The sequence below is a fragment of the Vibrio sp. 1978 genome, assembly GCF_033344345.1.
In genome coordinates this window covers 368-1,173 of sequence record NZ_JAWPOP010000124.1, presented here as the reverse complement: position 1 = coordinate 1,173, position 806 = coordinate 368, and the positions used below count along the sequence as shown (strand labels likewise).

The following is an 806-nucleotide window of genomic DNA, read 5'->3' as shown; positions in this document are numbered from 1 at the left end:
CATCGCGCCTCAATACGACATGACACTCACTGCACTCTACATGCAGCAACGTGGCACCAAACTCGACACCGATTTCCGTTACCTAACCGATGGCTGGGGTGAAGGTAAACTGAAAGGCGAATACCTCAACAGCGATAAAAAATATCAAGATGATTCTCGCTGGGGTTACCAAGTTAAGCACGATGGTATTATCAATAAACAGTGGATTGTTAAAGTCGATTACTCACAAGTCAGTGACATTGATTACTTCCTAGATTTGGACTCTGACATCGGTAACCGTGAAGACGGCCAGTTAGTCCAAGAAGGACATGTGCAGTACCGTTCAGATTTCTGGGATGCGTCTTTAACCGTTCGAGATTTCCAAATCCTCTTGAAAGAAGAAAACCGTCCATATCGTTTGCTTCCTCAATTAGATTTGAACTACTACACGCCGTTGTGGGGTGATCACCTTAACTTCGACGTTAAAAGCCAAGTCAGCCGTTTTGACACTAGTGATACCGCTCGACCAAACGCGACTCGCGTTCACATAGAGCCGGGACTAACCATGCCGCTGTCAAACTCTTGGGCCACTTGGACAACGGAAGCGCGCGTACTTTCCACTTACTACTCTCAAGACCTTACTGGCTTGACAGACGTGGACTTGAAAAACCAGCTTGATGAACAAGTTTCTCGTGTTATTCCTGAGTTCCGTACCCATGCTCAGATTTACTTAGAGCGTGACACCAGTTGGATCAAAGGCTACACACAAACGCTAGAACCACAGCTTCAGTACCTTTACGTACCAGAAGAAGATCAAACCAACATCT

At 46.0% G+C, this 806-nt stretch carries 1 pseudogene; it reads left to right on the top strand.

The annotated features are described in order from the left end of the window. Positions 1 to 806, top strand: a pseudogene (lptD, locus tag R8N49_RS24930) (LPS assembly protein LptD); the annotation flags it as partial.